Origin of the sequence: Streptomyces sp. P17, from assembly GCF_032436805.1 — a bacterium.
In the GTDB taxonomy this organism is placed as follows: domain Bacteria; phylum Actinomycetota; class Actinomycetes; order Streptomycetales; family Streptomycetaceae; genus Streptomyces.
On the sequence record NZ_JAVRBF010001362.1, the window covers coordinates 1 to 243 of the forward strand.

Annotated in this window: 1 protein-coding gene and 1 pseudogene; one reads left to right on the forward strand and one right to left on the reverse strand. The window is 63.4% G+C overall.

Annotated elements, in window-relative coordinates:
• Nucleotides 1-40: 40 nt before the first annotated feature.
• A pseudogene (locus RMT89_RS46430) lies at nucleotides 41-100 on the forward strand (aminotransferase class V-fold PLP-dependent enzyme); the annotation flags it as partial.
• Here the strand turns inward: RMT89_RS46430 and RMT89_RS46435 are convergent.
• Nucleotides 85-243 (reverse strand): aminotransferase class V-fold PLP-dependent enzyme (locus tag RMT89_RS46435; RefSeq protein WP_399499117.1); only part of this gene is annotated, 159 nt, incomplete at its 5' end. The pseudogene RMT89_RS46430 and the gene RMT89_RS46435 sit on opposite strands and share 16 nt — an antisense overlap.

Sequence of the window (243 nt, forward strand, 5' to 3'; positions counted from 1 at the left end):
GGATGTCGATGTCCGCGATATCGACTGCGATTTCTATGTCGTGTCTGGACACAAACTGTACGGGCCGACCGGAATCGGCGCCCTCTATGGCAAATACGAGCATCTTGCGGTCATGCCGCCCTTCAACGGCGGCGGCGAGATGATCCGCGAAGTCTCGCGCGATGCCGCGCCAAAGCCGATCGCCTGCACGATCGGCGGCGTTCCGGCCTCGAAACGGTGCGGCGGCTCGCCATAGGTGACGGC